This window comes from Rhodococcus sp. IEGM 1351, assembly GCF_030056875.1.
In the GTDB taxonomy this organism is placed as follows: domain Bacteria; phylum Actinomycetota; class Actinomycetes; order Mycobacteriales; family Mycobacteriaceae; genus Rhodococcus_F; species Rhodococcus_F opacus.
This window is the reverse complement of the sequence record NZ_JASHKU010000011.1, coordinates 114079-139816: the sequence shown is the minus strand read 5'-3', so window position 1 is coordinate 139816 and position 25738 is coordinate 114079. Positions and strand designations below refer to the sequence as shown.

Below are 25738 nucleotides of genomic sequence, written 5' to 3'. Positions count from 1 at the left end.
CGTCACTCGTCGGGCAGTTCGACCCCGAGTTCGAGGGCCTTCGTGGCGGCGGCGTCCGGAAAGACGTTGCGGAACAGGAACAGGTCCTGCCCGATCACCCAGCCGGGGGCGAGTTCCGTGGCGTAGCGCTCGAAGTAGCCGAGTTGCTTTCCGAACAGGACAAGTTCCTCGGGGCTGGCGACGCCCCATTTCTTGCCGATGCCGATGAGCGCCATGATGAGTTCGCTGAGCCGCAGCTCGCCGAGGTCCCGGCCCAGCAGGGGTGCGAGCGCGGCGGCCACCTGGAGTCCGATCTCGTCGTCGGTGGCGTCGTTGTCGGTCGCGTAGCCGAGGCTCCGGATTCCGCGGGCCATCCGGGAGAAGTCGCCGTCGATCAGCGTCGCGTAGAACATGTCGCGCAGGATCTGCCGCCACGACTCGGGGAGCTCACCGACGATGCCGAAGTCGAGCATCGCGATGCGTCCGTCGTCGAGGACCCACAGGTTCCCGGCGTGCACGTCGCCGTGGAACGGGCCGTGCAGGATGACGGACTCGATCCACACCTTGACGCCGCGGCGGATCAGCATCCGGGTGTCCATGTGGACGAGGTCGGGGAACCGGTCGAGCGGCAGCCCGTACATGCGTTCCATACAGATGACGTGCGGACCGCAGTAGTCCCAGTACACCTCGGGGGTGGTGACGCCCTTGTTGTCGCCGAACGCCCCGATGTTCGTCCTGAACCGGGCCTGGCGGTCGGCCTCGACCGCACTGTTGAGTTCGGTCATCGTGGCGGCGTGGAGGTCGCGGATGATGGCGGTGGCGTTGGCGATGCGGAAGAACTCGAACAGTTTCTCGAGGATCCGCGCGCCCCAGTACGCGGTGCGCAGGTCCACCACCATGCGGCGGAAGATGTCGGGGCGTTGGACCTTGATGACGGCTTCCCTGCCGTCGGGGAGAACGCAGCCGTGCACTTGCGCGACGGAGGCGGCGGCGAGGGGGACGTCGTCGAACGACGCGAACAGTGCGTCGACGGGATGCCCCAGATCGGCTTCGATCACCCGGCGGGCCTCCTGGGCGGGCACCGGCGGCACGTCGTCGAGACATCGCAGACAGGCATTGGCCAACGGGGCGGGGAACACGCCGGAAGACGACGCCATCAGCTGCCCGACCTTGACGAACGTCGGGCCCAGCACCTCGAAACCGTTGACCAGGCCCTCCGACGCCGCGTCCGCAAGGGTGCGGCCGCGACGTCGGACAGGCCAGGTGACCAGCGCGAACAGGGTGTAGGCGACGACGACCACGCCGATGACCAGCGCCCGCCACAATTCCGCGGCGCGAAAATGATCGAGGCTCGCGGAGTGCACGGTCAGGGCTGTAGGTGGCGGCCCCGAAGCGTACGGGCCGACCGGACGTGCCGTTGGCTCTTGCACAGTTCCTACCTTGCGTTCAGTGCTGCCTGCCGTTCAGAAGGGGACCATACCCCGACCGTTTCGGCGAACCCCTTTCAGTATGCGGTACCCGCCATCACACCATTTGGTTAGCAGAACTCAGAGTCCCAGCGCGCCTGCGAGTTCCCGCAGGGCAGGCACCGGATCGTCGCCGGCGGGGAGTACCTGGATGGCCACGTGATCGGCGCCCGCGTCCAGGTGTTCCCGGAGGCGGCCGGCGACGTACTGCGTGTCGCCGTGGGCGACGAGCGCGTCGATCAGGTCGTCGCTGCCGCCGTTCTCGATCTGCTCGTCGGTGTACCCGAGCCGTTTCAGGTTGTTGACGTAATTGCGCAGGTGCAGGTACGGATTCTCGACGGCCGAACGTCCGATGGGGCGGGCGCGTTCCGGATCGGTGTCCAGCACGACCTTCTGCTCTGGCGCGATCACCGGACCCGGGCCCAGCAGCTCACGCGCTTCACGGGTGTGCTGCGGAGTGGTCAGGTACGGATGGGCGCCGGCGGCGCGGGCTGCGGACAATTCCAGAACCTTCGGCCCGAGTGCGGCGAGGACGCGTCGTCCCGCTGGGACACCGGCAGCATCGAGGGCGTCGAGATACTCCACGAGCGCGGCGTACGGCTTGCTGTAGTTCAGCCCGGGCTGTTCGGGATGGCCGACACCGATGCCGAGGAGGAAGCGCCCCGGATGACGGGCTTCGAGCCGGTGGAACGAGGTCGCGATCTCGTCGGCGGGCGCGGTCCAGATGTTCACGATTCCGGTCGCGACGGTGATCGTGGACGTCGCGTCGAGTAGGCGTTCGGCGATCTCGAGGTCGGCAGGCGGGGAGCCGCCGATCCAGATCGCGCCGTAGCCTGCCGATTCGATCGCCGCACCCACCTCGGGCGCCAATCCGCCGGCGTGACGCCAGACGCCGAACTGTCCGAGCTGCGGGGTTTGTGCTGTGGTCTCCGTCATGTGGCGTGCAACCTTCCGTCGTCGTCATTCATTCCGGTGTTCTCGAGTACGGGGTCTCAGGCCTGGTGCAGCCAGGAGCGGAACAGTAGCGCGCCCGCGGCGGCGAGCACGAGCGCGACGGGAACGGCCCACGCCGGACCACCGTCGCCGAGTAGACGCCGAGTGAGTCCGGCCAGCAGAGAGGCGATGGCCTTCAGGATCCACACGGCGACCGGCACGAGCAGGAGTCCGAGGACGAGATGCACCAGCCAGGCGCCGGCGAGCGTCGGACCACCCCAGCTGTACTCGTAGGAACCGTCGGTGATCAGCCCGTAGAACAGGCCCCGGAACGCGGCGATCCCGCTGAGGAACGCGAAAAACCAGGCCACCATCCCGATCAGCAGCGACAGCACCGAGTGGGCGAAAACGCTCGGCCACGACGGCGAACGCACGTCGATCCGCTCCGACGCGCTCGAGTCGGCGGCAGCGAGCTGCCACCGCCCGGCCCAGCGGTGCCGTCCGGTCATCGCGGCGCCGAGTGAGACGAGGCCGGCGGGAAACGCCCTCAGCGCGAACAGGGCACGGCGAGCGGACTCGGTGGTGAACGGGTTCACCGATGTCGAGTTGGCCTGGTCAGTTGACATGGCTCGACGCTATCGACCGACTCCTCCGCCGCACATCATCCTGCAGAACGATATTCGCTACCGCAGGGGTAGTCGATCAGCTGCCGGGCGCCCGGTACTCGGCGTCCCGGCGGACCGCGTCGTCCACCTGCTCCGGCGTCAGCAGCGCCACCGATTCGGACCGCGCCGCACCGGAGGCGGTGGTGCGGATGCCGAGCGCGGCGGCCGCGACGTCGTCCGGCACGTCACCGATCACGAACAGATCCCGGCCACCTAGTGCGAAGTAGCAGGATTCGACTGTGCCCCCGACGCTTTCGACCATCTGGGTGATCGCGTCGCGTCGTGCGGTGCCGCCTTCGGCGAGTAGTCCCTTCGCGCCTTCGGGTGAGTACGTGACCTGCCAGAGATATCTCGGCATCAGTGCCTCCTCGATTGTGGGGTCCTCTCATGGTTCTCCCGGGACGGGCCACATGCAATAGGTTCCGGCGCTAGGGTCGTGAGATGGCTGAGGCCCGCGTAGGTATCTCCGGCTGGACGTATCCCGGTTGGCGCGGTGACTTCTACCCGGACGGTCTGGCCCATCGCAAGGAGTTGGCCTACGCCGCGGGGCGATTGACGTCGATCGAGATCAACGGGTCCTTCTATTCGTTGCAGCGACCGACGAGTTACGCGAAGTGGCGTGACGAAACACCGGAAGGTTTCGTGTTCGCCGTCAAGGGCGGTCGCTACATCACGCACATGAAGAGGCTGGTCGGCGCGGAGACGGCGCTGGCGAACTTCTTCGCATCCGGGGTGCTCGCGTTGGGCCCCAAGCTCGGACCGCTGCTGTGGCAACTGCCCCCGACACTCGCGTTCGATTCGACGAGTCTCGCAGCATTCTTCGACCAGCTGCCGAGGACGACCACCGATGCCGCGGCGCTCGCGTCTCGACACGACGACAAGCTCACCGACGACAGGGCGTGGACGGAGACGGACGCCGATCGGCCCGTCCGCCACGCCCTAGAGGTCCGGCACCCCAGTTTCGATACGGAGGAGGCGAGGAAGTTGCTCCGCGCGCACGACGTCGCATTCGTCGTCGCCGACACGGCAGGCCGGTACCCGTACGTCGAGGCGGCGACGAGCGATTTCGTCTACGCCCGGTTGCACGGCGACAAGGAGCTCTATGCCAGCGGCTACACGGACGAGGCGCTGGACGAGTGGGCCCGCAAGCTCGAGCGGTGGCTCGGGGAGGGCCTCGACTGCTTCGCGTACTTCGACAACGACATGAAGGGGTACGCGCCGTTCGACGCGCTGCGGCTGATCGAGCGGCTGCGTTGACTGTCGGTGTCCCGTGGCACAGTGCGCCGTTTGTCGGTGTCCCATGGCACAGTGCGCCGTTTTGTCGGTGTCCCATGGCACAGTGAGCGTCGGTTCGATGAAGACGAGAAGAGGATCTACCGGATGTGGCCCACTCATTGGCCTGCTGTCGCGCGTGACATCGCCGAAGCGCTCGACGCCGCCATCGTCGCGGGGCGCGCGTCGGACGCGTCGGCGCTGACCGAGGCGACGGAGGAACTGGCGGCCCTGCCTGCGGAGCAGGTCGGTGCGGTGCTGGCGGGGGTGGTCCGGGAACTCCTCGAGACGTTGCACCCGGACGGTCTGACGGGCGAGGACGTGCAGGACGTTCTCACCCGCTGCGCGCGGGCGGCGGCACTCTGGTTTCCGGTCGTCGATGTCGATTCGCTGGTGACCGTGCTGACCGGTGCACTCGGCGTGGCCGATGTCGAGGAGAACCCGCGCAGACCGGAGCGTGCCGTGGAGGCCGCGATCCTGGTCATCGCCGATCTGCTGAGTGCGGCGGAGGTTCCCGCCGACGGTTACGTCCGCCGGGCTCTCGACGAGATCGCGCGCGCCGAAACCGTCGAGATGCCCTGATTCGTTCAGAGTTCGGTGCGGATGTGATCGGCCAGCCGGGCGATCCGGTCCTCGTTGCGGCGGTAGTGGGTCCACTGGCCGATCCGATGGCTGGTGACCAGTCCGGCGCTCTGTAGCGCGGCCATGTACTGCGAGGCCGTCGACTGGGAGACCTCGGCCCTCGCCTGAATGTGCTTCAGGCACACGCCCACCTCGTCGGCGGGTTCGAGCTGCGGGGGAAAGCTGTCGGGGTCCTTCAGCCACTGCAGGATGCGCACGCGGGTCGGGTTCGACAGCGCTTTGAAGACCAGGGCCAGGTCGGTCGCGTCCGGAAGCTCACTCACAGACTTATCGTACCGCTATATCGCGATTTTACGATATGTGTGCTTGACTCGGTATATCGCAACTTCGCGATATGTCGATAGGGGTGAGTGATGGCGAAACGCAGAGTGGCAGTGGTCGTCGGTGCGCGCGGGGTGATCGGCGGCAATCTGATCGACCACCTCGAGGCGACCGGGGAGTGGGAGATCATCGGGCTGTCGCGACGGGGCGGACCCGACACCGGCAGGGTGCGGCACATCGCGGTCGATCTGCTCGACGAGCGCGACGCCGCCGACAAGCTGGGTGAACTGCGCGACGTGACCCACATCTTCTACGCCGCCTACCAGGACCGTCCGTCGTGGGCGGAGCTCGTCGCGCCCAACGTCGCGATGCTCGTCAACACGGTGAACGCGCTCGAACCCATGGCTGCCGGGCTCGAGCACATCAGCCTGATGCAGGGCTACAAGGTCTACGGCGCCCACCTCGGACCGTTCAAGACGCCGGCGCGCGAGAGCGACCCGCCGCACATGCCGCCCGAGTTCAACGTGGACCAGCAACAGTTCCTCGAAGACCGTCAGCGCGGCAAGCGCTGGACGTGGTCCGCGATCCGCCCCTCGGTCGTGTGCGGATTCGCTCTCGGCAATCCGATGAATCTCGCACTGGTGATTGCCGTCTACGCCACGATGTCGAAGGAACTCGGAGTGCCGCTGCGGTTTCCGGGTAAGCCGGGCACGTACACGAGTCTGATCGAGATGACCGACGCCGGACTGCTGGCGGAGGCGACCGTCTGGGCCGCGACCACCCCCGAGTGCGCGAATCAGGCGTTCAACATCAACAACGGGGATCTGTTCCGCTGGGACGAGATGCTGCCGAAGATCGCGAATTTCTTCGAGCTGGATGTCGCACCACCGCTGCCGATGTCGATGGAGGTCGTCATGGCCGACAAGGAGCCGGTGTGGAACGATCTCGTCGCGAAACACGGACTGGAGCCCACGCCGTACTCGGACGTCTCGTCGTGGGCATTCGGCGATTTCGTCTTCGGCTGGGACTACGACGTCATCGCCGACGGTTCCAAGGCGCGCCGGCTGGGTTTCCACCGTCACGTCGAGACCGAGCGGATGTTCCTCGACATCTTCCGCGACCTTCGAGCCCGGAAGATCATCCCCTGAGGGGGAGGGGACTACCGGCGAATCCCGGATTCGACGTTGGCGGCGATCCGCCGGAGCAGTCCGGCCAGGACGGCGCATTCGTCCTCGTCGAGTCCGGCGAGGAATTGCCGGTCCCGTTCGACACGCTGCGGGAACTCGGTGTCGACGAGTTTCCGCCCGGACTCGGTCAGATGGAGCAATACGACGCGCCCGTCGCGTTCGAAGGGTAGCCGTTCCACGAGTCCCAGCCGGGCCAGGCGGTCGACGTGTTTGGTGGTGGATGCGCCGCTGAGCATCGTCACGGCGGTGACCTCGCTGGCTCGCAGTGGCCGATCGCTGCGGGCGAGTACACACAGGACGTCGAACTCGGCGCGCGAGACCCCGCTCGCGTCCAGGGCGCGGTCGAGTTGCTGCAGGGCCTGGGATCCGATCCGGGTGATGCGACCCATTACTTCGATCGGTGACGTGTCCACTTCGGGATGGGTCTCGGCCCATTCGCGTCGAACGCGATCGGTGAAGTCCTCATCCGGACGTGGGGCAGTGCTCATGAAATCCATCGTAGCGACCAACTTCACATTAATTCAGAACTATTTTACTAGTGAAGTATACGGTACGCTGAGGTCATGCAGGCTTCCCCTCGATACGCACCCGACCTCAGCCGGCTCCATCACTCCCGTGGGGCTTTGGCCTATTCGGTGGCGCCGTCGACGTGGCGTCGTGCGTTCGAGGTCCGGAACGCCGATGCCACCATCGCTCCTGCACTGCGGGTGGGTGCGGCGACGGCCCTGGTACTGGTCATCGGTGGCCTGCTCGGGCACGGCAACCTCGCGGGTTTCGCGGCACTCGGTGCGCTGACCGCCGCGTTCGGCCGATACGAGCCGTACCCGCGGCTCGCCCGCAAGGCGGGTCTCGTCGGTGTCGCGCTCATCGCCTTCGTCGCCGGGGGAGCGCTCCTCGGTGCAGCGGGGCTGTCACTCTGGCTGCAGATAGCGGTCATGTCCGTGGCGTCGGGGGTCGCCGCGTGGCTGCTGGCGGCGTTCCGCATCGCCGGTCCCGGGCCGGTCATCCTGGTCTTCGCGGCCACCGCGGCGGTCGGGCACGCGACCCGGCTCTCCGATCTCGGACCGGCCGTCGTGGCCGTGGCGATCGGTGTCGTCGTGGGCTGGCTCGCCGCCATGACGCCCTGCCTGTTCGTTCCCCTCGGTCCCGCCCGGCTGGCGGTGGCGCGGGCACTCGCCGCGACCGCGGAACTGGAGCATGCACACGACGTCTCCGCGATCGCGGCCGCACGCAAGGCCATCGACAACGCGCGTGACGTGATCGCACACAGCGGGCGGGGCCGGGACGGGCACTCCCACCAATTGTTCGCGCTTCTCGCCGAAGCGGACACGGTCGTCGATCGGTGGGCGCACGAACGTGACCGCGACACCCTGCGCGCGCTCGTCGATCACGAGTCCGAACTGCGTAAGGTGAAGCGCCGCAGCGACCTTTCGGCGTTCGGAGCCGAGATCGCGGTACTCCCGAAGCCAGGCGGCTTCTTCGCGGACGGTCTCCAGGCGTTGCGGTCGCGAGAAGGGATCGTCAACGCGGCCCGTATCGCCGCTGCGGCCGCGCTGGCCGGATGGATCTGTGTGGCACTGGGATTGGAGCACCCGCTGTGGGCGTCGATGGGTGCGATGGCCGCGATGCAGGGTTTCAATTTCAGTCAGACCGTGCAGCGGGGAATTCAACGCCTCGTCGGAAACGTGGCAGGCGCCGTCCTCGCCGCCGGGCTGATCGCCGCAGCGATGGGGTACTGGCAATCCGTCGTGGTCATCGTGGTGCTGCAGACCGTGACCGAACTGGTGGTCATCAAGAACTACGCGTTCGCGTCCGTCGCCATCACACCCATGGCTCTGCTGCTCACGGGCCTCGGCTCGGCGGTCGCCCCGGACATCGCGGTGAGCCGCATCGTCGACACGCTCATCGGTGTGGTGGTCGGGGTGATCGTCTCGGCTGTCGCGATCAGCCGGACCGACCACCACCACGTGAACTGAGTCGGCTCAGATCCCCGTCGCGGAGACGTAACCGGCGAATCCGATGGCGCACGCGCCCGCGCAGAGGATCAGGGTTCCGCACGCCACCGGCCACGCGATCGTGCGCCGCGCGATGCGTGCGATCGTGACCAGGCCGCCGATCACGGTCGCGAGTGCGGCGACCGCGAGCGCCACGCACACCGCGATCCACGCGTTCTCGGCGCTGCACGTCTCGGGCGGGCAGTAGTCCAGGAACAGCAGCCAGAACAGCCCCGCGACCGCGGAGATGCTGGCGACGGCGACCGCGACGACGAGTGCGGCCGCCGACACGGCCACGTCCCAGCCGTTCAGCGGCGGCTGATCGTCACCCGCACGCGGGTGATTCCATGGATGTTCTCGAGGCCCCCCTGGCTGCATATGCGTCACAGTTTACTTCGGGAGGATCGGCGGCGGCAGCGGAGCCCCGTCCGGGCGCAACCCGGCGAGGAACACCGTGATCAGCCGCGGAACGAGATTTGCTGTCGTGCCGTCGAACATCAGCACGTGGGGCCGGGTGAGCATGGCGATCCCCATGATGATCTCGAGCGGCACGACGTCCTCGCGGACCAGCCCGACGTCCTGGAGCCGGCGAATGAAGTCGGTGACCGTCGACTTCGTGCGCTCCCTCGACTCGCGGACGTCGGATGGTAGCTCGTCGAGGCTGTTGACCAGCGCGGGAACCAGTGCTCCCATGCGCAGTTCGACCACTGCGTCGACGAACCGTCGCCACGCCCCCTCCGGGTCGTCCGTGCATTCGGCCAGTCCTCGGACGGCGAGTTCGCGGACTTCGGCGAGCGTCGTCCGGGCAACGGCGTGGGCGAGTTCGTCCCGGCTCGGGAAGTTCCGGTAGAGAGTGGCGATTCCGACGCCGGCCTTCGCGGCGATGGCGTCGAGGGGTGCGTCGTGCCCGCGATCGGCGAACACCGCGCGGGCAGCCTTGATCAGCGTGTTGCGTCGTTCCAGCGCGTCTGCCCGCACGATTCCACCTCTTCCGTTGACAACCCAGCATAACCGGAGGAATATTCTCCACAAGTAACGGAGAAATTTCCTCCACTTAGTTTGAAGGGGAGTCCGATGAGCACTTCGGATACCGGGACACTCGCGCCGCGCACGGAGCCGACCGGGCGGTCGGCGCACGGCCCGTCCGATCCTGCGAAACTGGCCGCTGTCGTGCTGGGACTCACCGCGGTGATCGCGCTGATGCTGCTGGCGTTCGCGTTGCCCGCCGTCAACAGCGGCCCGCACGACCTCCGGCTGGGCGTCGCCGGACCCGACGCGGCCGTCACCCGGATCGACTCCGCGCTCGCCGCGGGGCACCCCGGCGCGTTCGTCACCGAGCGCTTTCCCGACGCCGGTGCGGTCCGGACGGCGATCGAACACCGGGAGGTGGTCGGCGGAATCGTCGCGACACCGGACGGCACGAAGGTCCTGTCCGCGGGCGCCGGCGGGGCACCCATCGCGCAGACGATGAACGGTATCGCGGCGGGCATGAGCAAGACTGCGGGACACACCGTTCCGGTCGAGGACGTCGTTCCGCTGACGGCCGACGACCCCGCCGGCGTCGGTCTCGGCGCCTTGGCGCTTCCCCTGGTCTTCGGCGGCATGATCCCCGCGCTCGCGCTCGTGCGGCTGTTTCCGCGCAGTGTCGGTCGGCGGGTGGCCGGGGCGGTGCTGTTCGCCGTGAGCGCCGGGGTGGTGCTGACGGCAATCCTGCAGTTCGGTCTCGGAAGCGTCGACGGCAACTACTGGACGACCACCGGCGCCGTCGTGCTCGGCATCGCCGCCATCTCGCTGACCGTTCTCGGGCTCGAATCGGTGTTGGGCACAGCGGGGTTCGCGCTCGGCGCGGTGACGATGATCTTCTTCGCCAATCCGCTGTCCGGCCTGGCGACGTCCGCGGCGTGGCTGCCGTCGGGGTGGGGCGCATTCGGTCAGCTGCTGCCACCCGGAGCGGCGGGAACCATGGTGCGGTCGACGGCGTTCTTCGACGGACACGGAGCCGGTGCGGCAGTGCTCGTGCTGACCTGCTGGATTCTGTTCGGGCTCGGCCTGTGCCTGGTATCCGGACTGCGTGAGCGGCGCGCCGGGGAAGAACCGGCCGTCGCCTGACGCTGTGGTTTGATGGCGGCATGGGGGAACGACGGATCGTCCGCCGACTGGTCGGCATCGGAGCGGGCCTCGGCGCGCTCGCGGTCCTCGTCGTCGCGGCGTCGACGGTGTGGATATCGCGCGAGGCCTCCGGCCACGTCTACGACATCGACGACGCACCCGAAGCACCGGTGGTCATCGTCCTCGGTGCGCAGGTGCGCGACGGCAAACCCCGGGAGTACCTGGCCGGACGCCTCGACGTCGCCGTCCGTCTCGTGCAGGACGGCCGTGCGCGGGCAGTCCTCGTCTCCGGCGACGGCGCAGGCAGATCCGGCGACGAGATCGCGGCGATGACGGAATACCTGGTGGAGAAGGGCATCGACCGCAGCAAGATCGTCGGCGATCGGTACGGGCTCGACACCTACGACACGTGCGCTCGCGCCGTCCAGACGTACGGCGTGACCAAGGCGCTGATCGTCACTCAGGGTTTCCACGTCCCCCGTGCGGTCGCGCTGTGCCGCGGTGCCGGGATCGACGTCGCCGGTGTCAACGCCGGATGCGAATGCCGCCCGATCACGATGGCCAGGAACACCGTGCGCGAATCACTGGCCCGGCCGAAGGCCGTCCTCGACCTGCTGTCCGGGCGCGATCCCGTGGTGGTCTCCGAGCCGGAGGACTCACTCGGGAAGGCGCTCGCCGCCGAGGACTGATCCCGAACCGCCGCGGAGGGGAGGGTGCGTCGGTAGGCTTCTCCCGTCGACGATCGGGAGGCGGACGATGGTTGGTGCACGACCGGATCCCGGTCCGCGTGAAATCCGGAAATGGCGTCGCTACCTCGCCGACGAACGCGCCGAGGCGGCCGTCTACCGCGACCTCGCGAAACGTCGGACCGGCGAGGAACGCGAGATTCTGCTGGCGCTCGCCGACGCCGAGGGACGGCACGAGGCGCACTGGCGCGAGCTGCTCGGCGAACACGTCGGCAAGCCCGTACGCGGTGACGTCCGCACACGCATCCTCGGTGTGCTGGCCCGGCGGTTCGGATCGGTGTTCGTGCTGGCCCTCGCGCAGCGCGCGGAGACCCGGTCGCCGTACCCGACGGACGTCGACGCCACCGACGCCATGGGCGCGGACGAGCGCATCCACGAAGAGGTGGTGCGGGCGCTCGCGGCGCGCGGGCGAAATCGTCTGTCCGGCACCTTTCGTGCCGCCGTGTTCGGTGCCAACGACGGCCTGGTCAGCAATCTCGCCCTCGTCCTCGGCATCAGCGGTAGCGGCGTCGACAATCACATCGTCCTGCTGACCGGGCTCGCAGGTCTGCTCGCGGGCGCGTTGTCGATGGGCGCGGGCGAGTACGTGTCCGTGCGGTCGCAGCGTGAACTGCTCGAGGCGTCGGCGCCGGGGCAGGGCGCCCGTGAGGCGGTGCCGCTCCTCGACGTCGACGCGAACGAACTCGCACTCGTGTACCGCGCGCGGGGCATGCCCGCGCAGGACGCCGAGAAACGCGCGGCCGACGTGCTGCGGAGAGCCGTTCAGCCCGAGCCCGTCTCGGGTACGGAAACCGCCGACGAGCACGAGGCCATCGGCACCGGGCTCGGTGCGGCTGCCGCGAGTTTCTGCTTCTTCGCGTCCGGTGCGGTGATCCCCGTGCTGCCGTACCTCTTCGGCATGGAAGGCACCGCCGCGCTCGTGGTCGCTGCTGCGCTGGTCGGCGTCGCGTTGCTCGGGACCGGTCTGGTGGTGGGGTTGCTGTCGGGTGGACCCCCGGTCAAGCGCGCGTTACGCCAGCTGGCAATCGGGTACGGCGCAGCCGCCGCCACCTACCTGCTGGGCATGCTGTTCGGGACAGGCGCCTGAGAGCGTCATCATCACCACGGGTGTGGAACCGTAGCCGGGGACGGCAAACGTGCGCACCGTGTGCCGGGACCAGGACCCGTCCGACAGGGCGACGCGGGCGACTCCGGGAAGACGAGCCGGGATCCGTTGCCGCACCGCCGCGAGGTCGTCGCCGTGCAGCAGCCCGATCTGCCCGCCCTCCGCCGCCGCAGACAGACCCGCCAGCGGTGCCGTGATCCATTTGATGGCGTACCCGTGCTGTGAATCGACCAGTGCCGCATGAACCCCGGCGACCGCGTGCACGGTCGACGCGACGTCCGAATCCATCACCCGGATCGCCAGTTCGCCGACGTCGGTCTTGTGCGTGACGTCGTGATCGACGCCCCGCAACACCACCCCCTCGGGTGTCTCGACGGCGCGGCGCACGAACCGGACGAGGCGCAGCGTTCCGTCGTCGTGGCGGGCGATGAGTTCGCCGGACAGGAACTCGCCGTCCCGCGCGTTGTCGAGGCGTTCCATCAGCACCGCGATGTCGGAGATCCGCGGCACCCTCCGATACAGGTCGGCGAGACCGAAATAGCCGTGTTCCGGCCGGGCGTCCGCGACTCCGTACAGATTCCGGAACTCACGGGTCCATCGAGTGCGTCGCGGACCCGCCGACACGGACAGATTCCATTCCCATCCCGCTACCCGGTGCGGCGGTGGCACCGGACAGTCCGCACGACCGGTGAAGATCTGCACCGCGAGGACGTCCCCACCCGGACCGAGTACCGGTTTCGCCACGACGAAATCGATATCGCCGACCGGCTCGCCGAGTGTCACCTGCACCGGCTGTCCCGACGACTTCACCGTGTCGATGGCGCCCGCCACCAGCGTCAGCATTCTGCCGCGGTAGACGTTGCCGAGTGGCCGGCACTGCCGTTGCTTGATGCCCTCGGCGATCACCGTCGGTGCGTCCCCCAGGATTTCGACCAGAATCCAGCCGTCGCCGCTTCCCCGTTGTTCCACTGGTACTGCCCCCCTCATGGCGCCCGATCATCCCACGGCGGTGATCCGGATGCTCGGCGAGACGGTCGCCGCGACGGCGTTCAGGCCGGTGCGGTCGCGACGGCGTCCAGGAGTCCCGGGAAGCGGAAGTCGATGTCGGATCTGCGCAGCTGAGCCATCCGCGAATTGCCGCGGTCGACCTGTGTGATCAGCCCGGCCTCGCGCAGGACCTGCGTCGTCATCGGACGATCCGATCGAGGGCGGCAGTCGAGGCGCTCACTCGCTGCAGGGTGACCCGGCCGTGTGCGATCTGCCGGCCCTCCTGCGCCAGAGTGCCGGACAGGACGACCTGGCGGGAGCAGATTTCCGCCTCGGCGACGGCCGCGCAATCCGTCGGCAACTCCAGCTCGCCGAAGCTTTCGAAGACGGCGTCGCATCCCACGAGCACGAGCATTCGCGGGGACAGGCCGAACAATTCGTGTGCGGCGGCGAGGGCGGTCTGACGCATCGCCTCGAAGATCAGTGCGCCCGGTACGTGGTCGAGCGGGTGGTCGAACAGGCCCGGGTGGGCCTGATCGACCAGCACCTGGCTGCGCACGGTGTCGCCGTCGACCCCGATCCGGCTCAGCACCACGTTGTCGAACGAATGTCGAGCCACCTCCCGAGGCTCGACCCGCTCGTGCAACGGATGCGAACGGGCGGGATCGAGCTGCAGCGGTGCTCGACCCCTCTGCCGGAGGTGGTCCCACGCGTCGCCGGGCATCCACTGGATGGTCATGCTCATGGTGGCCGCGGCAGATCCGTCCAGCGCGAGTGTCATCGCGAGGGTGATTCCGACGATGTCGGCGCCCCGCCTCTTCTCGGCGGTGATCGTGGCATCCAGAACCCCCGCGGCGGGTGCGGGACCCACTCTCACGGCGTCGAGGTCGACGACCTCGAGCGCTCCGGCGTTGAACACGAACTTGGCGTCGAGCGGAGCGTCGACGTGCCGATGCGAGATCAGGATGGACGCCTGCCGGAACGTTTCGAGAAGAAGCAGCGGATCATACTGTCGTACAACGATATTGTGATCGCTGTAGTAGCTGTGGACCCTGGGGAGCTGCATGCCGAGACGGAATCGTGGGTAGCTCTCGCAGATGATGTCGGTGAGGAAGACCTCGCAGATCGCGGCGCGGTGCACGTGCGCGCGGGGGATGGACGACGAATAGGACAGGGTCCGTTCCAGGACGGCGGTCATGTCGATTCCTTTCGTTGGCAGCGGAATTCGCACGGGTCGATGTCGCCGGACGACGACGGCGGTGATCAGTGGAATGCGGGACCCGGGCAGAACGGTGGTTCGCGCTGGATCGGAAGAACGCGGGCGAGCCCGCAGCGCAGAGGGCGAGGAGCTCGGGGTCTCGTCGCGGGCCGGGGATCCCGGTGGATGCGCACGATCAGTGAATACCGGGCGATCCGGAGCGTCAACAGATGTAATCCTGTGTTCACCGATCCCGTGACGGTGTTCGGCAGGCGAACGCGACAGTCGAAAATCGTTGACCTGCGGTATCGGTGACTCCGCGTACGAGTAACTTCCGCTGTCGCGTGGCAGGAGTCACAGCCCCGGTTCCGGATCGGGACAGAAATGTTACTGCCAGGTATGGCGTGTGGTAACCGGCGAGCGTAGAAGGCCGATGCTATGTTCCCCTCGCCGGGAGTGGCCGGAGTTGACGGAGGGGTCGGGGATGTCGAAGAGGTGGGTCGCGTCGGTCGCGGCAGTGGCGATCGGCTCGGGCATGATCGCCTATTCGAACCAGAACGCTGCCGTCGCGGAACCCGAACCGGTATCCAACGGCATACCCGGCAGCGGTCCCTGCGCAAGCGAGGTGTCGAACGAGACGCACTCACTGATACCGGAGAAGCTCGAGATCCCGATCCCGTACCCGAAGATCACGACGGTGCCGTATCCCGCTCCCGTCACGGAGCCCGTCCGCGTCTCGCAGGCGTTGCCCGCCGACACGTGCACCGATCCGTGCCCCGACCTCACGGACGAGACCGACCAGGCCCCGGGAAACCTGTCGAGCGTGCTGAACATCCCGGACGTCAGCGTGAAGTTCACACCCTTCCACTTCGGTATTCCCGTCCCGGGCGCCGACATCCAGTTGCCCCCGCCGCCGCCCCTCGTGCACCCCGCGACCGAGGAGGCGCCGCGCAGCGCGGCCCCGGCAACCCCGAAGATCGGCGACGTGACCCGCGTGGCCAAGGTGACCGGGTCCGGTTCGGTCAGCCGCACCGACAAGCGTTACCAGGTCAACGGCACCGACCTCGGCATCATGTGGGAGAGCGCCCCTGACCAGATCGCCGTCGCGTTCGGCGACACGGTCGGCAAGGGATTCCAGCCGCCCGGTGGCCAGGGCGGCGACTGGCGCAGCAACGTCCTCGGGTTCAGCTCCGACCGCAACCTGTCCGACGGCATGAGCCTCGACAGCATGGTCCAGGACAGCCGGTGCCACGCGGCGGAACTGCTCGACAGCCGCAAACTCGACAACATCGAGATCACCACCATCCCGACCTCGGGTTTCGCCGTCGGGAACCGGCAGTACATGAGCTACATGTCGATCCGCACCTGGAACAGCATCCCCGCCACGTGGTGGACGAACTACGGCGGCATCGCCTACTCGGACGACGGTGGATCGACGTGGACCAAGGACCCGTACGCGAAGTGGGACAACATCTTCGGGGTCACCAAGTTCCAGGTCGCGTCGATGGTCCCGGCCGGCGACTTCGTGTACATGTTCGGCACCCCCAACACGAGGCTCGGCGCCATCGGCCTGGCCCGCGTCCCGGCCGCCGATCTGCTGAACACGTCCGCGTACCAGTACTGGCAGAACGGCAACTGGACGCCCGTCGGTGGTTACACGGAGGCGACGCCGATCGTGGACGCCCCCGCCGCCGAACTGTCCGTGCGCTACGAGGAGGCCACCGGCAAGTGGCAGATGGCGTACCTCGACACGTCCAAGGCGGCCATCGTTCTCCGTGAGTCCGACTCGCCGCAGGGCGTCTGGTCCGACGGGGCGCCGATGGTCAGCGCCGTCGAGTACCCGGAACTGTACGGCGGCTTCATCCACCCGTGGTCGAGCGGCGACGATCTGTACTTCACCATGTCGACCTGGTCCGACTACAACGTCTTCCTCATGAAGGCGGATTTAGGCGGCTAGCGCCCGTGCGCGGTTGACGAGTCCAGGGACTCGCTAACCGCTCACGGGTGGCGGAGCCGCCTACAGCAGGCCGTGACGGGGCGGGACGGTGCCCGACAGTGTCCACCGGCCGATGTGCTGGATCTTCCACCGAGTGGGGTCGTGCAGGGTGTGGGTGCGGGCGTCGCGCCAGTACCGGGACAGATTGGACGTTTCCGACGCACTGCGGGTGCCGCCCAGTTCGAACAGCACGCTCGACGCCTCGAGTGACGCACGGGCGGCGGCGACCTTGGCTGCGGCGGCGTCGATCGAGGCGACCGCGGCAGCCTGCTCGTTCAGGTCGCGCCGGGCTGCGTCGATGCTGCGCGCACCCTCCCGGAGGAGTGCCGTCGCGGACCGGACGCTGACCGACGCCTCACCGGCCAGTTGGATCAGCAGGGGATCGTCGACGGCGTCGGTGACGCCCGCCTCGAAATAGGGCCTTGCCTGACGTGCAGTTCGCACGCCCTCGTTCAGGGCTGCTGCGGCGATCCCGGCGTCGATCGCGGCGTGCAGGATCTGGGCCTGCGACCCGTACGTGGTGGGTGCGTCGAAGATGGGAGAGAACGGCACGACGTGGAACGCGGGCACCCGGACTGCGTCCAGCGTGACGGTTCCGCTCGCCGTGGTCTTCTGCCCCATGCCGTCCCAGTCGTCGACGATCGACAGCCCGGCAGCGGTGCTCGGCAGGTAGGCGACGGCCTTGGTGGGTTTCCCTGCCGGCGTCGTCGTCCCCGGAAGGGTGGCCCGGACCGCGATCCAGTCGGCGAACAGTGCGCCCGTGCTGTAGAACTTGCGACCGTCGACGACGAAGTCACCACCCTGCTCGGTGAGCGTCGTGGCGTCGATGTCGATCGTCTTCGTTCCGCGCTCGCTCTGGGCGTTGGCGAACCGGCGCCCCGCGAGCACCTCGGAATAGAAGAATTCCTGCTGCGCCGGCGTGCCCTGGTGACGCAGCACCTCGAGGAACGTGTAGTGGCTGTGCGGGATCTGCGCGATGCTCGGATCGCCCTCGGCCAGGAGACGGAAGACTTCGGCGAGGGTTTCGGTCCGCGCGTCGACGCCACCGTGCTCGCGGGGAACACCGAGTGCGAGCAGTCCGGACGCGGCGAGAGCGCCTACCTGTTCGTAGGGAAGTTGCCGACCGGCATCGCGAGCTGCCGCCTCCTCGGCGAATTGTGCCGCGAGATCGGCGGCGACGGCGAGGGCTTCGGCCTCGTCACTGATGCGGTGGGCGTTCTGAACGGCGGTCATGCCTGATCTCCCGGTACGGCGGTCATGGCGTCGAACCTCACACGGACTCGCGAGCCGGGTGAAGGGTTGTGCGCGCAGTGATTGGAAGGGTGGGCGTGGGCTGCACGGGCGGGTTGCATGCTGGGTATGTCAACCGAACACATCGCTGAGCAGATCAAGTTCGCCTACTGGGTGCCCAACGTCAGTGGCGGGCTCGTCACGTCCGACATCGAACAGCGGACCAGCTGGGATTACGAGTACAACAAGAAGCTCGCCCAGACCGCCGAGAACAACGGTTTCGAGTACGCGCTCAGCCAGGTCCGGTACGAGGCCAGCTACGGGGCCGAGTTCCAGCACGAGTCGACCAGCTTCAGCCTCGCACTGCTGCTGGCCACCGAACGGTTGAAGGTCATCGCTGCCGTCCACCCGGGTCTGTGGCAGCCCGCGGTCCTGGCGAAGCTGGGGGCCACCGCCGACCACCTGTCGAACGGCCGGTTCGCCGTCAACGTCGTGAGCGGCTGGTTCAAGGACGAGTTCACCCACCTCGGGGAGCCGTGGCTCGAGCACGACGAGCGGTACCGGCGCAGCGCCGAGTTCCTGCAGGTGCTCCGCAAGATCTGGACCGAGGACGACGTCGACTTCCGTGGCGACTTCTACCGCATCCACGACTTCACCCTCGAGCCGAAGCCGCTGAACACGCCCGACCGTCCGAACCCCGAACTGTTCCAGGGTGGCAACTCCGCCGCCGCACGGCAGAACGCGGGCCGGTACTCCGACTGGTACTTCAGCAACGGCAAGGACTACGACGGCGTCACCGAGCAGATCGTCGACGTGCGACAGGTGGCCCGCGAGCACAACCGGGAAGTGAAGTTCGGGCTCAACGGATTCATCATCGCCCGCGACACCGAGAAGGAAGCACGCGACACCCTCCGCGAAATCATCGAGAAGGCGAACAAGCCCGCGGTCGAGGGATTCAGGTCCGCCGTCCAGCAGGCCGGCGCGTCCACCGCCGACAAGTCGGGGATGTGGGCCGACTCCACGTTCGAGGATCTCGTCCAGTACAACGACGGATTCCGCTCCCAGCTGATCGGGACGCCGGAGCAGATCGCCGAGCGCATCGTCGAATACCGCCGCCGCGGAGTCGACCTCATCCTGGGCGGCTTCCTGCACTTCCAGGAGGAGATCGAGTACTTCGGCACCAACGTGCTGCCGCTGGTCCGCGAACTCGAGGCTTCCGAGAGGCTCGCGCCCGTGAGCGGTTAGCGAGTCCAGGGACTCGTCAACCACGCACGGGCGGCGGAGCCGCCTACAGGTGCCGGGCCAGCGCGCGACCCGCGGCCCGGCCGGAGAAGATGCAGCCGCCGAGGAAGGTGCCCTCGAGCGCGCTGTAACCGTGGACGCCGCCACCACCGAATCCGGCGACCTCACCGGCGGCGTAGAGACCCTCGAACGGTGTGCCGTCGGGCCTGATCACCTGCGAGTCGAGGTTGGTCTCGAGCCCGCCGAGGGTCTTGCGGGTGAGCAGGTGCAACCGGACCGCGATCAGCGGACCGTTCTTGGGATCGAGCAGCTCGTGCGGGCTCACGACGCGGGTGATCTTGTCGGCCAGCAGGTTCCGTGCGTTGCGGATCGCCATGACCTGGAAATCCTTGGTGTAGCTGTTCTTCACCTCGCGGTCGCGGGCCACGATTTCGCGTTCGAGGTCCTCGTATTTCAGCGGTGCCTCCGGGGTGAGGGCGTTCATGCCGTCGACGAGATCACGGAGATTGTCGCGGACGACGAAGTCCGCACCGTGCTGTTTGAACGCCTCGACAGGACCGGGTGCGCCCTTCTTCAGGCGTTCGGCGAGCAGTTTGAAGTCGCGGCCGGTGATGTCGGGGTTCTGCTCGGAGCCCGACAGCGCGAACTCCTTCTCGATGATCTTCTGGTCGAGGACGAACCACGTGTGGTGGTGGCCGCTGTTCATGATGTGGTCGAGGGTTCCCATGGTGTCGAAACCGGGGAAGTTCGGGCTGGGCAGGCGTTTGCCGTTGCCGTCGAACCACATCGACGACGGTCCGGGGATGATGCGGATGCCGTGGTTCGGCCAGATCGGGTCCCAGTTCTGGATGCCCTCGGTGTAGTGCCACATCCGGTCGCGGTTCACGATGTTGCCGCCGGCGTTCTCGGTGATCTCGAGCATGCGGCCGTCGACGTGCGCGGGGACGCCGGCGAGCATGTTCTCGGGAGCCTTGCCGAGGCGCGCGGGCCAGTTCTTCTTGACCAGTTCGGGATTGCCGCCGATGCCGCCGGACGTGACGACGACGGCCTGCGCGGAGAATTCGAACTCCCCGACCGCGGTCCGCGAACTTTTCACACCGCGTGCTTCGGTGGACGGTTCCAGGATTGTGCCGCGCACGCCGGTGGCGGCGCCGTCGGTGACGACGATCTCGTCGACCTGGTGACGATGCTTGAACGTGACGAGGCCCCGCTTCGACGCGGCCATCACGCGCGTGAGGAAGACTTCGACGACCCCCGGTCCGGTGCCCCAGGTGATGTGGAAGCGCGGGACGGAATTGCCCTGTCCGAGTGCGGATCCGCGTCCGCGTTCGGCCCACCCGACGTTCGGCATCAACCGCAGCCCGAGGTCGTGGAGGTAGTGCCGCTTCTCGCCTGCCGCGAACTCGACGTACGCCTGGGCCCACAGCCGCGGCCACTGATCTTCGCGGGCGCGATCGAATGCCGCAGTGCCCATCCAGTCCTGGATCGCCAGTTCGTACGAGTCCTTGATGCCGAGGCGCCGCTGTTCGGGGCTGTCGACGAGGAACAGGCCGCCGAGCGACCAGAAGGCCTGCCCGCCGAGATTCGCCGAACTCTCCTGGTCGACGACGAGCACCTTCCGGCCGGCCTTGACCATCTCGTAGGTGGCGACGAGTCCGGCCAATCCGGCGCCGACGACGATCACATCAGCCTGTTCGGTCACGAGGACCCCTCTTTCCGGTGTGTGTGGGTGTGGGTGGTGTCGGGTTCGGTGTACGCGGCCACGACGTGGGTGAACAGTTCGAGACGCAGTTCCCGGGCGGACGCGTCGTCGTCTTCGATGAGGCACTGGACGCTCGTGCCGTCGTGCAGGGCGACGAGCGCGCGGCCGAGCACCCGGGGATCGCCGACGACGCGGCGCCCGAGCCGGTGCAGCGCCTTCTCGAGGATCGGCACGATGGTCTCCAGAATCGTGTCCTCACGTGCTGCGAGGGCCTTCTTCAGCGACGGGTTGCGCAGGGCGTGGGCGGTGAATTCCGCGTTGATCCGGTACCACTGGTCGTCGACGGGGACGACTCCGAGCACCAGTTCGGTACCGGCGCGCAGTTTTTCGGCAGGCGTGAGCCCCGAGAGGTCGATGCTGGACGAGTCGGCGGCCAGCCGGATCTGTGCGAGCATCGCGCTGGAGCGCTGTTCCCACATGGCGAAGAACATCTCGTCCAGCGATGCGAAGTTGGAGTAGAAGGCGCCGCGGGTGTAACCACCGCGTTCGCAGATCTGCTCGACCGTCGACCGTCCGAAGCCGTTCTCCGCGAACACCTCGACCGCGGCGTCGAGCAGACGCCGACGCGTCTGGCCTCGCCGTTTCGTGACCCGGCGGGGTGTGTCGGTGGCAGGCTCGGTGGAGCGCGCCGGCGACGTCGGCATGGGCACTCCTCCGATCGGTTCGACAGCAGCCGTCGATACACTAGCGTATCGGATACACCAGTGTATCGAACTCGGCTGTCAGAGCCCGTCCGGAGAGTTCTGCGGTCTCAGAGGTAGAGGTCCTGCTTTCGGATCAGGGCCGTCGCCACCACGCTGACGACCGAGGTGGCGACGAGGTATCCGCAGGCCAGCCAGGGAGTTCCGCCTGCGACGGCGATCAGGGCGGTGAGGATCATCGGCGTGATGCCCGATGCGTAGATTCCGGAGAACTGGTAGACGACGGACAGGCCGGTGTAGCGGATCTCGGTGGGGTACAGGCTCGCGTAAAGCGTGCCCTGCGCACCGTAGAAGAGGGCATGGACGACGCCGAACACGAGCACCATCGCGACACCGAACAGGATGAGATTCTCCGTGCCGAACAAGGCGAACGCGGGGAAGACCGCGAGCCCGTAGGCCCCGATCCCGACGAGGTAGATCCTCTTGGCGCCGTAACGGTCGACCAGCAGGCCGGAGAACGGCAGGAGCACGGCCATGACCGTCGCGGCGACGGTGACGACCAGGAGGACGGGGATCTTCGCGAACTCCAGATTCTTGGTGGCGTACGTGATCGCGAAGACGCCCCAGGTGTTGAACGCGGCGCCCTCACCCCAGCGAGAGAGCAGGCCGAGGACGGTGCCCCGGCGCACCCGGCCGCGAAACACGTCCTTCAGTGGAGCGGAGGAGCGCTTCGAGAGGTCGTGTACCTCCTGGAACGCCGGAGTCTCCTCGACCTTCAGCCGCACCATGAATCCGACGAACACGAGAATCAGGCTCAGCAGGAAGGCGATCCGCCACCCGTAGGAGAGGAACTGGGCGTCGTCGAAGATCACCTGCAACGCGGCGAAGACGCCGGTGCCCAGGGCCAGGCCCAGCGCCAGACCGATCTGGGGGATGCTGCCGAAGATGCCGCGCTTCTTCGCGGGACTGTGTTCGACGGCGAGCAGCACGGCGCCCGCCCATTCACCGCCCAGTGCGAACCCCTGCAGTATGCGCAGGAGGAGCAGCAGGATCGGCGCGACCACCCCGACCTGCGCAGCCGTGGGCAGCACACCCATCAGAGCGGTGGCGATGCCCATGATGAACATGGTGAGCGCGAGCGTCTTCTTGCGTCCGATGCGGTCGCCGATGTGGCCGAAGACGACTCCGCCGATCGGCCGGACCACGAAACCGACCGCGAACGTGGCGAACGCCAGCATGGTGCCGACGAACGAACTCTGATCGGGGAAGAACAGCTGGTTGAACACCAGGCTGGCAGCCGTCGCGTAGAGGAAGAAGTCGTACCACTCGACTGTCGTCCCCAGGAGGCTGGCGGCGACGACGGTGCGGAGCCGCTCGCGCCGCTCGAGGTCGGTTTCGGTCGAGGATGTGTACGGGGCGTCGGACAGCGTAGTCATAGCGCGGCGACCGTAACCCTGCTCGCTGCGGTCGGGCACGATTCCGAATCACGGTGATCGAAACCCTCGCGCTACGGCTTCGTCGTTGATGAACTGTCCAGCGCTGCCCATCTGTCGTCGACAAGAGGATCGCGCGTGTCTCTGCATTTCCACTGGTTCCTTCCCACCTACGGTGATTCCCGCAATCTGATGGCGGGTGGTCACGGGAGTTCCATGGCAGGAGACCGTCCCGCCACGCTGCGGTACCTCAATCAGATCGGCGCGGCGGCGGAGTCGAACGGCTTCGAATCGGTCCTGACGCCCACCGGCGCGTGGTGCGAAGACGCCTGGCTCACCACGGCCATGATGCTGGAGACCACCGAGACGTTGAAGTTCCTGGTCGCACTGCGGCCGGGCCTGCTCAGCCCCACGCTGGCCGCACAGATGGCGGCGACGTTCCAGTGGCAGTCGCAGGGGCGGCTGTTGCTCAACGTCGTCACCGGCGGTGAGGACCACGAGCAGCGCACCTACGGCGACTACCTCGACAAGAACCAGCGTTACGCCCGCTGCGGCGAGTTCCTCGACGTCATCCGGAAGCTGTGGGCGGGAACCGGACCGGTCGACTACGCAGGCGAATACATCCGGGTCGAGAACGCCCAGTTGCAGCGCATCCCCGACCCGGTGCCACCGATCTTCTTCGGCGGGTCGTCGCCGGCCGCGGGCACTGTGGCCTCCCAGTTCGCCGACACCTACCTCACCTGGGGTGAACCGCCGAGCGCCGTCGCCGGGAAGATCGCCTGGATCCGCGACCTCGGCGACGTCCAGGGCCGCACGCTCGATTACGGCATCCGGCTGCACGTGATCAGCCGCGACACGTCCGAGGAGGCGTGGGCCGAGGCCGACCGCCTGCTCTCCGCCCTCGACCCGGCGAGGGTCGAGCAGGCGCAGCAGAGCCTCGCCCGGTCGGGTTCCGAAGGTCAGCGTCGTATGCGGGAACTGCACGGCGGGGGAAGTGCCTACTCGAAGGACGCCGGAGCACGCGCCCTCGAGGTGGCCCCCAATCTGTGGTCCGGTGTCGGGTTGGTCCGCGGCGGCGCAGGCACCGCGCTGGTCGGCTCCCACGAGGAGGTCGCCGATCGCATCGCCGAGTACGCGGCGCTCGGGCTCGATCACTTCGTCCTCTCCGGCTACCCGCACCTCGAAGAGGCCTTCAACTTCGGCGAAGGGGTCCGGCCGATTCTCGAGCGCCGGGGGCTCGTGCAGTCGCGCAGTCAGCGCCCCGGCGACCTGTCCGGGTCGACGGCGTTCCTGTCCTCGAGTCGGTAGCCACTGCCAGACTGGGGGCATGGCAGCAACTGCGCGAGTGCCGGGGGAACTGCTCCCGCACCTGCGCCGTGCCCGCGACCTCGCCGACCGTGACTACGCGCAACCGCTCGACCTCGGAGAACTCGCGGCGACGGCGGGGGTGTCGAAGTACCACTTCCTCCGTTGCTTCGCGGCGGTCTACGGCAGGACTCCGGGCGTGTATCTCGCGGAGCGTCGCGTCGAGCGCGCCCAGGACCTGCTGCGGGCGACGAACCTGACGGTCACCGAGATCTGCCACCTCGTCGGGTACACCAGCGTCGGGTCGTTCAGTGCCAAGTTCCGTCAGCTGGTCGGCACGTCACCGTCGGTGTACCAGGCGAAGTTCGCCGAGCACGGGGCGCCGTGTATCCCCGGCTGCTACGTGTTCATGCACGGGCTGAGCGACAGAAATACCGCAATTTCCGAGAAGCGCGGTCCGTCGCGCCGGACATAGGTTGGTCGCATGATCACCAACGTTTCTCTCGTCACCCTGTGGGTCACCGACCAGGACGACGCCAAGAAGTTCTACATCGACACGCTGGGTTTCGCCGAGGGCACCGACGTCACGATGGGCGACGGGTTCCGGTGGGTGACGATCCTGCACCCCGACCACCCGGAACTCGAGGTCACGCTCATGAAGCCGGGGCCGCCGCTCGACGCCGACATGGCGGAGGCGATCCGCCGGTCGCTGGCCGCGGGAACGATGGGCGGTTTCGGGCTGACCACCACCGACTGTCATCAGACGTACGAGGATCTGGTCGCCAAGGGCGTCGAGTTCACCCAGCCTCCGGCCGAACGTCCTTACGGCGTCGAGGCGGTGATGCGGGACAACTCCGGCAACTGGCTGGTGCTGGTGGAGAAGCGTGAATACACCGGAGAAGATTTCCCGCACTGAGCGATAGGGGTCAGCGCGCCCGGTGACGTCGCACGGCGTCCCGGTTCGCGCACTTCGGTGAGCAGTACCGCTGACGGCCGTTGCGGGACGTGTCGGCGTAGATGGCGGTGCATTCCTCGAGTGCGCACCGGCCGAGTCGGTGCATGCCGCGGCCGACGAGATGCAGTGCGGTGCCGACCGAGAAGAGCGCCTCGAGTACGCCCGCCAGCGACTGCTGGTCGTCGCGGTAGTGGAGGTGCCAGCCGTCGCCGGCGTGGTTGGTCAGTCGCGGGTAGGCGGATGCCTTCGTGAGCATGAGGTTCACCTGTTCGGCCCGGGCTTCGTTGCTGGTGGTGTCCGCGATCGACGACCACCGGTCGAGCATCGCGAGCACGTCGGCGAGGTCGTCGTCGGTGACGGGGAAGTCGACGACGATGCCGGCATCGACGCACCGGTCGACGAGTTCGCCGGTCGAGTCGGGCGGGTGATTGGCAAGGTCGGCGGCGAGGGTGACCGCGTATTCGCCGTAAGGGTTGAGATGCACAATGCCATTACATCACGCTGGGTGCATGAGTGAACATCACGAACACGACTGGCAGGAAGTATCTCGGCATCGGACGAGCACGGGAGTCGTCACATACCTCGGCTGTTCGTGCGGGCGGTGGCAGTTATTGCTGGTCGAGGCCTCGC

The 25738-nt window shown here is 67.5% G+C and carries 28 protein-coding genes; 12 read left to right on the top strand and 16 right to left on the bottom strand.

What is annotated here, in order from left to right; all coding sequences use genetic code 11:
• Positions 1-2: 2 nt before the first annotated feature.
• The 4 genes from QM806_RS20575 to QM806_RS20560 all read right to left on the bottom strand — a co-directional run bounded on the left by QM806_RS20575 (position 3) and on the right by QM806_RS20560 (position 3401).
• Positions 3-1409, bottom strand: coding sequence for an ABC1 kinase family protein (locus QM806_RS20575; protein WP_283292645.1), 1407 nt, complete (start codon positions 1407-1409; stop codon positions 3-5).
• Between the two features lie 117 nt (positions 1410-1526).
• Positions 1527-2381, bottom strand: a complete 855-nt coding sequence (locus QM806_RS20570) for an LLM class F420-dependent oxidoreductase (RefSeq protein ID WP_054246672.1) — start codon at positions 2379-2381, stop codon at positions 1527-1529.
• A 56-nt stretch (positions 2382-2437) separates the two neighbouring features.
• On the bottom strand, positions 2438-3004 hold the full coding sequence (locus QM806_RS20565; protein ID WP_271209551.1) for a hypothetical protein: 567 nt from the start codon (positions 3002-3004) through the stop codon (positions 2438-2440).
• A gap of 76 nt (positions 3005-3080) precedes the next feature.
• On the bottom strand, positions 3081-3401 hold the full coding sequence (locus QM806_RS20560) for a GYD domain-containing protein (RefSeq protein ID WP_005251258.1): 321 nt from the start codon (positions 3399-3401) through the stop codon (positions 3081-3083).
• Positions 3402-3484: 83 nt separating this feature from the next.
• Between QM806_RS20560 and QM806_RS20555 the strand changes: the two genes are divergently transcribed.
• Both QM806_RS20555 and QM806_RS20550 read left to right on the top strand, forming a co-directional pair.
• Complete coding sequence (locus QM806_RS20555) at positions 3485-4300, top strand: DUF72 domain-containing protein (RefSeq protein ID WP_005258872.1); 816 nt, start codon at positions 3485-3487, stop codon at positions 4298-4300.
• A 123-nt stretch (positions 4301-4423) separates the two neighbouring features.
• The gene (locus QM806_RS20550) at positions 4424-4897 is read left to right on the top strand and encodes a hypothetical protein (RefSeq protein WP_005569987.1); all 474 of its coding nucleotides are present in this window, start codon (positions 4424-4426) and stop codon (positions 4895-4897) included.
• 5 nt (positions 4898-4902) lie between these two features.
• On the opposite strand, the gene QM806_RS20545 is transcribed toward QM806_RS20550, so the two are convergent.
• Positions 4903-5220 carry an ArsR/SmtB family transcription factor gene (locus QM806_RS20545; protein WP_005251263.1) on the bottom strand — a complete coding sequence of 106 codons (318 nt, stop codon included), beginning with the start codon at positions 5218-5220 and terminating at the stop codon, positions 4903-4905.
• A gap of 90 nt (positions 5221-5310) precedes the next feature.
• Here QM806_RS20545 and QM806_RS20540 point away from each other — a divergent pair, with 90 nt between their 5' ends.
• Positions 5311-6366 (top strand): SDR family oxidoreductase, encoded by a 1056-nt coding sequence (locus QM806_RS20540; protein WP_005569985.1) that lies wholly within the window; start codon positions 5311-5313, stop codon positions 6364-6366.
• 11 nt (positions 6367-6377) lie between these two features.
• Here the strand turns inward: QM806_RS20540 and QM806_RS20535 are convergent, their stop codons facing one another.
• Entirely contained in the window at positions 6378-6902 is a 525-nt protein-coding gene (locus tag QM806_RS20535; RefSeq protein WP_005258862.1) for a MarR family winged helix-turn-helix transcriptional regulator, read from the bottom strand.
• A 66-nt stretch (positions 6903-6968) separates the two neighbouring features.
• Between QM806_RS20535 and QM806_RS20530 the strand changes: the two genes are divergently transcribed.
• Positions 6969-8381, top strand: a complete 1413-nt coding sequence (locus tag QM806_RS20530; protein WP_043791502.1) for an FUSC family protein — start codon at positions 6969-6971, stop codon at positions 8379-8381.
• A 6-nt stretch (positions 8382-8387) separates the two neighbouring features.
• Here QM806_RS20530 and QM806_RS20525 read toward each other — a convergent pair whose 3' ends face one another.
• Together QM806_RS20525 and QM806_RS20520 are read right to left on the bottom strand one after the other, a co-directional pair.
• Positions 8388-8696: a hypothetical protein gene (locus tag QM806_RS20525; RefSeq protein WP_005258859.1), complete on the bottom strand. Its 309-nt coding sequence runs from the start codon at positions 8694-8696 to the stop codon at positions 8388-8390.
• A gap of 93 nt (positions 8697-8789) precedes the next feature.
• Positions 8790-9377, bottom strand: a complete 588-nt coding sequence (locus QM806_RS20520) for a TetR/AcrR family transcriptional regulator (protein ID WP_005258858.1) — start codon at positions 9375-9377, stop codon at positions 8790-8792.
• A 96-nt stretch (positions 9378-9473) separates the two neighbouring features.
• Between QM806_RS20520 and QM806_RS20515 the strand changes: the two genes are divergently transcribed.
• The 3 genes from QM806_RS20515 to QM806_RS20505 all read left to right on the top strand — a co-directional run bounded on the left by QM806_RS20515 (position 9474) and on the right by QM806_RS20505 (position 12341).
• Positions 9474-10508 (top strand): ABC transporter permease, encoded by a 1035-nt coding sequence (locus tag QM806_RS20515; protein ID WP_283292637.1) that lies wholly within the window; start codon positions 9474-9476, stop codon positions 10506-10508.
• A 20-nt stretch (positions 10509-10528) separates the two neighbouring features.
• Positions 10529-11197, top strand: coding sequence for a SanA/YdcF family protein (locus QM806_RS20510; RefSeq protein WP_005569978.1), 669 nt, complete (start codon positions 10529-10531; stop codon positions 11195-11197).
• 67 nt (positions 11198-11264) lie between these two features.
• The gene (locus QM806_RS20505; protein ID WP_054246674.1) at positions 11265-12341 is read left to right on the top strand and encodes a VIT1/CCC1 transporter family protein; all 1077 of its coding nucleotides are present in this window, start codon (positions 11265-11267) and stop codon (positions 12339-12341) included.
• On the opposite strand, the gene QM806_RS20500 is transcribed toward QM806_RS20505, so the two are convergent.
• The 3 genes from QM806_RS20500 to QM806_RS20490 form a co-directional block, all read right to left on the bottom strand.
• Positions 12264-13328, bottom strand: a complete 1065-nt coding sequence (locus tag QM806_RS20500) for a GAF domain-containing protein (protein ID WP_005569974.1) — start codon at positions 13326-13328, stop codon at positions 12264-12266. The two genes, QM806_RS20505 and QM806_RS20500, sit on opposite strands and share 78 nt — an antisense overlap.
• 80 nt (positions 13329-13408) lie before the next feature.
• Positions 13409-13549 (bottom strand): hypothetical protein, encoded by a 141-nt coding sequence (locus QM806_RS20495; protein ID WP_005569973.1) that lies wholly within the window; start codon positions 13547-13549, stop codon positions 13409-13411.
• The gene (locus QM806_RS20490; RefSeq protein ID WP_283292632.1) at positions 13546-14544 is read right to left on the bottom strand and encodes a ScbA/BarX family gamma-butyrolactone biosynthesis protein; all 999 of its coding nucleotides are present in this window, start codon (positions 14542-14544) and stop codon (positions 13546-13548) included. The genes QM806_RS20495 and QM806_RS20490 overlap by 4 nt, the downstream gene beginning before the upstream one ends.
• Positions 14545-15028: 484 nt before the next feature.
• Here QM806_RS20490 and QM806_RS20485 point away from each other — a divergent pair, with 484 nt between their 5' ends.
• A complete protein-coding gene (locus QM806_RS20485; protein WP_054246675.1) occupies positions 15029-16501 on the top strand; it encodes a glycoside hydrolase family 183 protein in 1473 nt (490 codons plus the stop codon).
• Positions 16502-16561: 60 nt separating this feature from the next.
• Here QM806_RS20485 and QM806_RS20480 read toward each other — a convergent pair whose 3' ends face one another.
• Positions 16562-17773: an SfnB family sulfur acquisition oxidoreductase gene (locus QM806_RS20480; protein WP_005569967.1), complete on the bottom strand. Its 1212-nt coding sequence runs from the start codon at positions 17771-17773 to the stop codon at positions 16562-16564.
• A gap of 126 nt (positions 17774-17899) precedes the next feature.
• On the opposite strand from QM806_RS20480, the gene sfnG reads away from it, so the two are divergent.
• Positions 17900-19015, top strand: coding sequence for a dimethylsulfone monooxygenase SfnG (gene sfnG / locus QM806_RS20475; RefSeq protein WP_043791510.1), 1116 nt, complete (start codon positions 17900-17902; stop codon positions 19013-19015).
• 43 nt (positions 19016-19058) lie between these two features.
• Here sfnG and QM806_RS20470 read toward each other — a convergent pair whose 3' ends face one another.
• From QM806_RS20470 to QM806_RS20460, 3 genes are all read right to left on the bottom strand, one after another.
• Entirely contained in the window at positions 19059-20714 is a 1656-nt protein-coding gene (locus QM806_RS20470) for an FAD-binding dehydrogenase (RefSeq protein WP_005569963.1), read from the bottom strand.
• Positions 20711-21418 (bottom strand): TetR/AcrR family transcriptional regulator, encoded by a 708-nt coding sequence (locus QM806_RS20465; protein ID WP_005569961.1) that lies wholly within the window; start codon positions 21416-21418, stop codon positions 20711-20713. The genes QM806_RS20470 and QM806_RS20465 overlap by 4 nt, the downstream gene beginning before the upstream one ends.
• A 107-nt stretch (positions 21419-21525) precedes the next feature.
• Positions 21526-22851, bottom strand: coding sequence for an MFS transporter (locus QM806_RS20460; RefSeq protein WP_283292629.1), 1326 nt, complete (start codon positions 22849-22851; stop codon positions 21526-21528).
• A gap of 135 nt (positions 22852-22986) precedes the next feature.
• Between QM806_RS20460 and QM806_RS20455 the strand changes: the two genes are divergently transcribed.
• From QM806_RS20455 to QM806_RS20445, 3 genes are read left to right on the top strand one after another with little or no spacing between them, the layout of a single operon-like run.
• The gene (locus tag QM806_RS20455; RefSeq protein WP_283292628.1) at positions 22987-24156 is read left to right on the top strand and encodes an LLM class flavin-dependent oxidoreductase; all 1170 of its coding nucleotides are present in this window, start codon (positions 22987-22989) and stop codon (positions 24154-24156) included.
• 19 nt (positions 24157-24175) lie between these two features.
• Complete coding sequence (locus QM806_RS20450; protein WP_283292627.1) at positions 24176-24628, top strand: helix-turn-helix domain-containing protein; 453 nt, start codon at positions 24176-24178, stop codon at positions 24626-24628.
• Between the two features lie 9 nt (positions 24629-24637).
• The gene (locus QM806_RS20445) at positions 24638-25069 is read left to right on the top strand and encodes a VOC family protein (protein ID WP_054246680.1); all 432 of its coding nucleotides are present in this window, start codon (positions 24638-24640) and stop codon (positions 25067-25069) included.
• A 10-nt stretch (positions 25070-25079) separates the two neighbouring features.
• Here QM806_RS20445 and QM806_RS20440 read toward each other — a convergent pair whose 3' ends face one another.
• Positions 25080-25592 carry a CGNR zinc finger domain-containing protein gene (locus QM806_RS20440; RefSeq protein WP_167117594.1) on the bottom strand — a complete coding sequence of 171 codons (513 nt, stop codon included), beginning with the start codon at positions 25590-25592 and terminating at the stop codon, positions 25080-25082.
• Between the last annotated feature and the right edge of the window lie 146 nt (positions 25593-25738).